This window comes from Subdoligranulum sp. APC924/74 (assembly GCF_003324125.1).
Taxonomy (GTDB): domain Bacteria; phylum Bacillota; class Clostridia; order Oscillospirales; family Ruminococcaceae; genus Gemmiger; species Gemmiger qucibialis.
On the sequence record NZ_PSQF01000100.1, the window covers coordinates 1 to 8871 of the forward strand.

General features: G+C 55.0%; 7 protein-coding genes. 5 read left to right on the forward strand and 2 right to left on the reverse strand.

All coding sequences use genetic code 11. The features are described from left to right. The first annotated feature begins 219 nt into the window (after nucleotides 1-219). Both C4885_RS14075 and C4885_RS14080 read left to right on the forward strand, forming a co-directional pair. Nucleotides 220-1791 carry an MFS transporter gene (locus tag C4885_RS14075; protein ID WP_114000939.1) on the forward strand — a complete coding sequence of 524 codons (1572 nt, stop codon included), beginning with the start codon at nucleotides 220-222 and terminating at the stop codon, nucleotides 1789-1791. A 721-nt stretch (nucleotides 1792-2512) separates the two neighbouring features. Beyond that, nucleotides 2513-3856: an MATE family efflux transporter gene (locus C4885_RS14080; RefSeq protein ID WP_114000940.1), complete on the forward strand. Its 1344-nt coding sequence runs from the start codon at nucleotides 2513-2515 to the stop codon at nucleotides 3854-3856. Between the two features lie 45 nt (nucleotides 3857-3901). On the opposite strand, the gene C4885_RS14085 is transcribed toward C4885_RS14080, so the two are convergent. Beyond that, on the reverse strand, nucleotides 3902-4207 hold the full coding sequence (locus tag C4885_RS14085) for a hypothetical protein (protein ID WP_114000941.1): 306 nt from the start codon (nucleotides 4205-4207) through the stop codon (nucleotides 3902-3904). 86 nt (nucleotides 4208-4293) lie between these two features. Between C4885_RS14085 and C4885_RS14090 the strand changes: the two genes are divergently transcribed. Next, the gene (locus C4885_RS14090; RefSeq protein ID WP_114000942.1) at nucleotides 4294-5838 is read left to right on the forward strand and encodes a carboxylesterase/lipase family protein; all 1545 of its coding nucleotides are present in this window, start codon (nucleotides 4294-4296) and stop codon (nucleotides 5836-5838) included. Nucleotides 5839-5919: 81 nt separating this feature from the next. Here C4885_RS14090 and C4885_RS14095 read toward each other — a convergent pair whose 3' ends face one another. After that, complete coding sequence (locus tag C4885_RS14095) at nucleotides 5920-6603, reverse strand: DUF6198 family protein (RefSeq protein WP_114000943.1); 684 nt, start codon at nucleotides 6601-6603, stop codon at nucleotides 5920-5922. Nucleotides 6604-6765: 162 nt separating this feature from the next. Between C4885_RS14095 and C4885_RS14100 the strand changes: the two genes are divergently transcribed. Further along, on the forward strand, nucleotides 6766-7305 hold the full coding sequence (locus tag C4885_RS14100; protein ID WP_114000944.1) for an RNA polymerase sigma factor: 540 nt from the start codon (nucleotides 6766-6768) through the stop codon (nucleotides 7303-7305). Beyond that, the gene (locus C4885_RS14105) at nucleotides 7295-7987 is read left to right on the forward strand and encodes a DUF4367 domain-containing protein (RefSeq protein ID WP_114000945.1); all 693 of its coding nucleotides are present in this window, start codon (nucleotides 7295-7297) and stop codon (nucleotides 7985-7987) included. The genes C4885_RS14100 and C4885_RS14105 overlap by 11 nt, the downstream gene beginning before the upstream one ends. Nucleotides 7988-8871: the final 884 nt, after the last annotated feature.

The following is an 8871-nucleotide window of genomic DNA, read 5'->3' on the forward strand; positions in this document are numbered from 1 at the left end:
CTCCGGCAGCTGCGGCACGGCATCTGCGTTGCCAAAATGCTCGATAAGACATCCAGTATTATCTGCGCTTTTGGCTTGGCATCTGCCGCACCTCGCTCGCCGTATCGGCACTTAGAATTATGCGGTGTTGCCTTAGCCTCCGCATCTTCCCCCTTTTAAATCGTTTATGCCCCCGCCCGTTTCGGGGCGGGGGCTTTGTTATGAAAGGAGAATGCCCCCATGAGTGAACAAAACTCTGCGGCGTCTGCCAGCGTCAACCGCGCCAAACCTTACCAGCTGATGCTGTTCCCGCTTAACAACGGCGCTACCAACGTGTACTATGTTCTGGTGCTTTCCTACATTGCCACTTTCGGCAGCAAGGTTCTGGCCCTGAGCATGATCTTCGCCTCCGTGATGGTCACCGGCATGCGCCTGTTTGACGCCATTACCGACCCAATCATCGGTGCCCTGATGGACCGCACCAACGGCAAGTTCGGCAAGTTCCGCCCGTTTATGGTCATCGGCAACCTCATCATGGCTGTCAGCATCCTGGTGCTGTACTGCCTGACCCCGCTGATCCCCGCCTCCATGGAATGGGCACGTTATGTTGCCTTTGTAGCCCTGTACGCCATCTGGGTCATCGGCTACACTTTCCAGACTTCCTGCACCCGTTCCGGCCAGACTGTTCTGACCAACGATCCCAAGCAGCGCCCCCTGTTCACCATCTTCAACACCGTCGGCTCCCTGCTGGGCATGGGCGCCATGCAGTTCTTTGCCCCCATCCTGGCCAAAAACTATGAGGGCGGTTACGCTTCCGCCGGTTTCTTCCGCACCCTGGCTCCTGTCGGCATCGTGATCTCCATCGCCCTGACCATCCTGGCTGTCATCGGCATCTGGGAAAAGGACCAGCCGAAGTACTTTGGCATCGGCGGCCAGAAAACCGAAAAGATCAAGTTTGCTGAGTATGTTGCCATCATCAAGGGCAACAACCCCATGCAGCGCCTGATGGTGGCTGGTGCAGGCTGCAAGCTGGCACTTTCCATTGCCACCAACACCACTGTTCTGTGCATGCTGTACGGCTGCATGATGGGCAACTATGATGGTCTGTACCTGCCCATGATGGTTCTGGGCTATGTGTTCAGCGTTCCCTTCTTCCTGCTCACCGTCCGCACCAGCCAGAAGAAAGGCCAGAAAGCCAGCCTGATGCGCTATGTCAGCGTTGCGCTGATCTGCTACATCGGCGTTCTGGTGCTGCTGCTCCTGTGGGGCAAGGGCGATGCCTTCACCCTGTCTCTGATGTCTGACGGCAAGGTTTCCATCAACGTTTACACCATCCTGTTCATCGCTTTGTTCGGCATTGGCTATGGCGCTTATTACGCTACTGCCGATATGCCCATTCCCATGGTTGCCGACTGCTCTGACTACGAGACCTACATCTCCGGCAAGTATATCCCCGGTATCATGGGCACTCTGTTCAGCCTGGTTGACAAGCTGGTTTCCAGCCTGTCCGCTACCGTGGTCGGCGTGGCCGTCAGCTTTATCGGCCTTGACAGCCTGCCCACCCAGTACGACCCGTACACCCCCGGCATGAACGTGGTTGTTATCGTTCTGTTCTGCGTCATCCCCATGATTGCATGGACTGCTACCCTGCTCGCCATGAAGAACTACAGCCTGACCGGCGAAAAGATGAAAGAAATCCAGGCCGTCAACGCCTGCCGCCGCGACGCTGTTGCGGGCGGCATGAGCCTGGAAGACGCCATGCAGAAATGGCAGACCATCGACCAGCTTCCGGCCCAGTACCGCGCAAACTAATTTTGCTGTTTTCTCCTCCTCTGATACCGGTTTGATTGCGCCGGTTATTTAACTGAAACACCGGGTGCCATATGGCGCCCGGTGTTTTGTTTTGCCGCAAATCAAACGTTTCTATTCTATCAAAACAGCAGGCGTGCTCCCTGCCTCAAGGGGGCGCCTGCTGCTGTGGCTGTATGTTGTAAGAGAGAGAAATGTAAGATAACTGTCTTGCTTTATGCGATAATACTTGGGTATTTTATTCTCTCGCAGCACCCGGCATTTTCTTCTGCGCTAATACGGTCGATTTTCTCCTTGATCATATTTCCAAAAGTCTTATCGTCTAGTTCTACACGTTTTTCTGCCGCCACAGATTTGTCAGCAAATGCATCAAAACATATGTTCTTTATATGAGATTGTATTAAAACAGAAAGCCTCCGGCTGCTCGCACAATGCAGCCGGAGGTTTTCTGTTAAATTCCCAATCCATCCAAAATTGATGGCAAAGTAAGGAGGCTTGTGTTAGAATAAAATCAGCTTATGCTTTTTCACTCTGCATGGCGGCAGTCAGCTTTCTGGCGGCGAACACCAGCACAACAGCGGAGGTGAACAGGCTCTGGATCCAGACGCCTGCAAACACAAGCAGGATTTAAGGCAAAAATCCCGCTGTGTTTATAGAAATAGACTACATTTTCGACTTTTCAGATACACCCTAGACTATTACCAACTGAGGATGGGAAATTATCATGGAAAAAAATCTTACAACCGGCAGCGTGTTCAAAGCCATTCTGACCTTTGCCCTGCCGTATCTGCTCTCTTACTTTTTGCAAACGCTGTACGGCATGGCTGACCTGTACATCACCGGCCGGTTCTGCGGGGTGGACAGCATCACCGCCGTTGCCAACGGCAGCCAGGTCATGCACATGCTGACCGTTATCATTGTTGGGCTTGCCATGGGTTCCACCGTCATCATCGGCCACGCCGTGGGGGCAGGCAATATGCGCGATGCCGAAGCCGCCATCGGCAACACCGTCACCCTGTTCATGGCGGTCTCCCTCGGTTTTACCGCCGTGCTGGTGGCCGCAGTGCACCCGCTGGTCGGCCTGATCGGTGTTCCGGCAGAGGCCGTTCCCGGCACGGTGCAGTATCTGACCATCTGCTTCATCGGCATCCCGTTCATCACGGCATACAACATCATCAGCTCCATCTTCCGCGGTTTGGGGGATTCCAAAAGCCCGATGTACTTTATCGCCGTTGCCTGCGCCGCCAATATTGCGCTGGATATTCTTTTCATCGGTCCCATGGCCCTTGGCCCGGTGGGTGCTGCGCTGGGCACTACCCTTTCGCAGACCTTGAGTGTTATTGTTGCCTTGTTCGGCATCCGGCGGCACAAAACCGGCCTGCGGCTGAGCCGCCAGAACTTCCGCCCGCGCAAAGGCGTGCTGGGCCGTATTCTTAAAATCGGCCTGCCGGTCGCTGTGCAGGACGGCTGCATTCAGGTCGCGTTCATCATTATCACCATCATTGCCAACCGCCGCGGTCTGATTGATTCTGCTGCCGTGGGCATTGTGGAAAAAATCATCAGCGCCATGTTCATTGTGCCGTCCTCCATGCTGGCGGCGGTATCGGCGTTGTCTTCCCAGAACCTTGGCGCAGGCAAGCCGGAGCGCGCCGCCCAGACCCTGAAATACGCCGCCATGATCGCCACCGGTTACGGCATTGCCGTAGTATTGGTCATTGAGCTTGTGGCCGAGCCGCTGCTGGGGTGCTTCACCACCGACGCCGCCGTGGTGCTGATGGGCTGCCAGTACATCCGCGGTTATATTGTGGATACCATTTTTGCCGGGATCCACTTCAGCTTTACCGGGTATTTTGCCGCCTGCGGCAAGTCTTACATCGGCTTTCTCCACAACATCATCGCTATTGTGCTGGTGCGCGTTCCGGGGTCCTACCTGGCTTCCCGGCTGTTTGCCGGAACCCTGCTGCCTATGGGGCTGGCCGCACCGGCGGGTTCGCTGTTATCCGTCATGATCTGCGTGGCGGCCTACCGCTGGATGAAGCGCCGCGGCACCCTGTATACTGCCGCCTGACTTTTCCCCAAAGGAGCATCCGCCCATGTACGTTTTTTCTCTTCTTCAGCATTCCCACTTAACGGTGTAGCTCAAAACAACGAAAATAACGCATATTCCGCAAACACAAAATTGCTTCTGCCTTTGCAGAAACAGGTTGGATTTTCGGTGTTTCCGGTACACCTTCGTTCTCTCACTTACCCGCGGCGCTGGCGCAAAAACTTGCCAATGCTGCGCTGCAATGCGGCAAAATCCACCGGCTTTGCAAAATTGGCCGTTCATCCCGCTCTCTGCAGAAAGCCGCTCATCTTCCACAAAAGCATCGGCGGAAAGTGCAAACATCAGCACGGTCTTGGCGTCCGGGCGGTTCATGGCTTCTTTTTTCGCGTAAATCTGCTACAATAGAACCAGCATCAAAAAAGGTATCATTTTTGCCCACTGCCGGAAAGGAGTTTGTTATGGCCCATACTTTTTCTTGTTCTGCCGATGCCCCGCTGGTGCGCACCACCGGCGGCTCGGTGCGCGGCTACCGTTTTGACGGGCTGGATATCTTTAAGGGCATCCCTTACGCCAAAGCCAGGCGCTTCCACGCACCGGAGCCAGCTGTGTGGGACGGCGTGCTGGACGCCACCAGTTACGGCTATGTCTGCCCTTTGCTGGAAATGCCCAAGCCCAACGGCGAAATGCTGGTGCCCCACCGCTATTGGCTGATGGACGAAGCCTGCCAGAACCTGAACATCTGGACCCCCGCGCTGGATGACGCCCACCGCCCCGTGCTGGTGTGGCTGCACGGCGGCGGATACTTTGCCGGTTCCTCCATTGAGCAGATCGCTTACGAGGGCGAAAACATGGCCCGCCTGGGGGACTGCGTGGTGGTTTCCATCAACCACCGGCTGAACATCCTGGGCTATCTCGACCTTTCGGATTTTGGGGCGGAATACGCCAATTCCGGCAACGCGGGCGGGGACGATATCATCGCCGCGCTGCGCTGGGTGCGGGATAATATTGCCGCGTTCGGCGGTGACCCCGGCAATGTGACAGTGTTCGGCCAGTCCGGCGGCGGCGCCAAGGTGACCACCCTGCTGCAGACCCCCGCCGCGGACGGGCTGTTCCACAAAGGTATTGTGATGAGCGGCGTTCTGGGCCGCCTGGCCGACTGCACCGGCAGCGGGCGGGACTGCGCCGAGGCTCTGATGGCGGAGCTTGGCGCGGCGGATATCGCCGCACTGGAAACGGTACCCTATGCCGCGCTTGCCGCCGCTTATAATAAAGTAGCCCCCGCCTTGAAAGCAGCCGGAAAAAACACCGGCTGCGCCCCACACCCCAACGCCTTTTATCTGGGTGACCCGCTGGAAAATGCGTTCCGCCCCGAAACCGCCCGCATTCCCCTTTTGGTGGGCACCGTGTTTGGCGAGTTTGCCGCCTTCAATGGCTTCGGCCTGAACAAAGCGCAGATAAGCACCGCCGAGGCCGAAGGCTTTGCCGAAAAAATGCTGGGCAAGCAGACGGCGGATGCCCTGCTGCCGCTGTTCCACGCCGCCTACCCCGAACGCAGCGCCGCCGACCTGCCGTTTTTGGATGTACTGTTCCGGGAGCCGACCATGCGCTATATCCGCCGCCGGGCGGAAACCGGCCCGGTGTGGAGCTATTTCTTCAATCAGGATTTCACCATTGAGGGCGGCCGCGCCCCATGGCATTGTTCCGATATCCCGTTTGTTTTCCATAATACTGAGCTGGTGCCTTCTGCCAACATTTCCGGCGTGACCCCGCAGCTGGAACAGCAGATTTTCGATGCCGTTCTGGCCTTTGCCCGCACCGGAAACCCGCAGCACAGCGGCATTCCCACCTGGCCCGCCAGCACCCCGCAACAGGAAAACACCATGCTGTTTGATTCCGCCACCCGCCTGGCCCCTAACCATGACAAAGCCCTGATTGCTGCCGCGCTGCCCGCCATCTCTGCCTTGATGGCACGCAACTTTGACCCCGACAGTATCCAGCACTAATATAGAATAAAATAATAAAGAATAATGGCCTGCCGCTGCAAGCAATGCGCTTGTGCGGCAGGCCGTTGTTCTTTGCATATTTTACTGTTTGTTCTTAGCGGTGCGCAGGGTCTTGTAGTTTTCAAAATAAAAGTGCTTGTCCAGCAGGTCCCCCACCAGGCCAATGCCCTTGCCCATGGTGAACGCCGCGGCAATGGTGCCAATGCCCAGCCCTTCCAGGCGGCCCAGGAAGAAGAAGGTCATGCCCGCCGTAATAGCCAGGCAGGTTACATCAAAGCCGATTTTAATGCGCGGGTACGGCACCTTGGTAATGTCCGCCAGCTCCCGCGGGAACAGGTCGGTGGGCACAATGGGCAGCCCGCACCGGTTGGAAAGCGCAATGCCAAAGCAGATCAGTAGGTAGCTGACCACAAAATACACCACCCGCCAGGGCAATGTGTGGGGCAGAACATCGATCCACAATTCGTGCACATCCAGCAGCTCACTGAACGCAAAGCCCACTACAAAGCTGAACAGGTACGGCCACACCCATTTGCGGCGCATAATCATCAGGCTGGCAATCAAAGTGCCCTGGAACAGGTAGGTCCAGGTTCCCAGCGTAAGTGCCGGGAACGCCAGCGAAAACGCATACGGCACGCTGGAAATGGCCGAAATTCCCGCGCCGGAGTACAGCATCAATACCACGCCAAAGCTGTTGACCAATACCGCAATGACCAGCGCCAGCTCCCCACGGAACAGTGTTTTTCCGCTTTGCTCCTTTTCCATCAAAAACAATCCCCTCTTTATTTTTTATAACGTCCGGTTTCCTATCATAGCACCATGGCGGAGAAAAGAAAAGGAGGATTTTTCCGGGCATGATTTTCCCTTTGCGTTTTTATTTTTCCGCGTTATAATAGTGCCACACACTTCATCAGGGGGAATTCCTACATGCTTGCCATCTACCTTGCGGCACTGGACAGCGCCGACAACGCCGAAGCCTTTGAAGCTGTTTATGAACGCTATAAACGGCTGGTGTACCACGTTGCCTGCCAGATCGTCCACGACCCGCACCTTGCTGAGGATGTAGCGCAGGAAGTATTTTTGTACATAGCCAAAAACTTTGCCCGCCTGCACCGGCAGGACCCGCACAAGTTTGCGGCTTACCTTGTCAGCTGTACACGCAGCCGGGCGTTTTTGCTGCTGGCCCAACGGCAGGATGCCCCCGGCGAGGAAGAACCGGACCTTGACCGCAATGCTGACCCGGCCCCGGTTCCCGAAGATGCGGTGATTGATGAGCAGCAGGCCCAGCACCTGATGCAGGCCGTGCAGCAGCTTGCACCCATTTACCGCGACCCACTGCGGCTGCTGGCGCAAGGGTACACCTACCGCGAAATTGCCGCCGCACTTGCCCTGCGGGAATCCACTGTTCGCCAGCGCATTGCCCGCGGGCGCAAACTGCTGTGGAAGGAGCTCCACGATGAAAGATAATTGCAGCTATCGTTTTGACGCCATCCTTGCTGTGGCTCTGGAGCAGGACGCCCGGCAGGAACTGGCCGCCCTGCCCACCCCCGCCGCGCTGAAAGAACTATACCCGGATACTTCCTCTCTGGACGCCCGCATAACCCGTGCTTTGCACACCCTGCACCATCCCCAAAAAGCGCTGCACCGTGCGTTGGCCGTTGTGCTGCTGGCTGCCTCCCTGTTGGCAGGCACCCTTGCCGTCAGCGCCGAAGCCCGCCACGCGGTGTACACTGCCCTCCTGCGCTTTTTGCCCATTGAAATGCAGGTCACTTATTCTGTGGATGGCACTCCATTGGATACATTGCCGGAAAATTATTGTGACCATTATGTGCCGGAGGGGTTTGTGCTGGATGAATCCAGTGAATTGCGTGACTCCTATCAGTTTTTCCGTTCTTATCACTCTGCCGATGATCGAATTTATTTTATTGATTGCGTCACTATAAACGATAGCTTTATTTCCACCTTTGATAATGAGCATACCGTATGGCAGGAAACCAACGTTAACGATTGCCCTGCCACTTTAGGCACAACAAATATACAGGGGCATGTCAGCTACGCGCTTATTTGGGAAAAAGACGGTATCTATCACTCCATTCTTGGGGAACTCTCTCTAACAGATCTATACCTTGTAGCAGAAAGCATTTCCTAAAGCATCGCATGCTGCACAATTATGGAAATTATTTTTTAGTCACTCTCACAAATTCAATTTTTTTCTCTTTTCCTGTCACACCTTTGCCAAAAACCTTGTTGTATTGGGTAAGAGCTCTTAAATAAATCTTATCGGAGGTGTTTTTGTGGCAGGAAAAAGAATATTCTCGCTCCTGTTATCTTTAGTCCTTGTTTTCGTCCTTGCCTATTCATGTCTTGCCCAGTCTATTCGCCCTTTATCCGCAACAATAATCACGAAATTCTGAAGCACCCCCACGACGCTGGTTATTATCTTGTTTGGTACCAGGGGACTTTGTATTATGAATAATTCAAAATTTTTTGGCCTTTTCTGTACAAGCGCAGCAATCCTTTTACTTGCAGGCTGTACAGCTTCTAAAAACGAACCGTCTGTATCGCAGTCCTCCACTCCCACTGTCGCTTCCACCTCGGAATCTTCCGCTTCTTCTGCATCTTCGGATTCTCAGAATTATTCTGTGTCTGAACAGCAAACCTGGTCCGAAAAATCCCCGGACGGCGACTATTACATTGAAGTGTATGAAAAAGACGGCCATGTGTACCGCGTGGATGATGACACCATGCTGTACTGATTTTTATCGATTATCCCCCACAACACAAAAGGCATGCACCGCCCCGGCTGAACCTCTGTTCAGCTTCCGGCAGTGCATGCCTTATTTGTAATTTTATCGGTTAAGGCAATACCGCATAATTCTAAGTGCCGATACGGCGAGCGAGGTGCGGCAGATGCTAAGCCAAAAGTGCAGATAATACTGGATGCTGCAAAGGTGAGCGCCGCCAGTGGCGGAAACAGCGAACCGAAGCAGGGGCAGCGGTCGCAGAGTGCGAGGGGCTTTTGCCCCCGAAGCA

Excerpts from the sequence above, each read along its gene's own strand:
- C4885_RS14090 (WP_114000942.1), top strand. The coding sequence starts at position 4,294 with ATGGCCCATACTTTTTCTTGTTCTGCCGATGCCCCGCTGGTGCGCACC.
- C4885_RS14075 (WP_114000939.1), top strand. The coding sequence starts at position 220 with ATGAGTGAACAAAACTCTGCGGCGTCTGCCAGCGTCAACCGCGCCAAA.
- C4885_RS14105 (WP_114000945.1), top strand. The coding sequence starts at position 7,295 with ATGAAAGATAATTGCAGCTATCGTTTTGACGCCATCCTTGCTGTGGCT.
- C4885_RS14095 (WP_114000943.1), bottom strand. The coding sequence starts at position 6,603 with ATGGAAAAGGAGCAAAGCGGAAAAACACTGTTCCGTGGGGAGCTGGCG.
- C4885_RS14085 (WP_114000941.1), bottom strand. The coding sequence starts at position 4,207 with ATGAACCGCCCGGACGCCAAGACCGTGCTGATGTTTGCACTTTCCGCC.
- C4885_RS14080 (WP_114000940.1), top strand. The coding sequence starts at position 2,513 with ATGGAAAAAAATCTTACAACCGGCAGCGTGTTCAAAGCCATTCTGACC.
- C4885_RS14100 (WP_114000944.1), top strand. The coding sequence starts at position 6,766 with ATGCTTGCCATCTACCTTGCGGCACTGGACAGCGCCGACAACGCCGAA.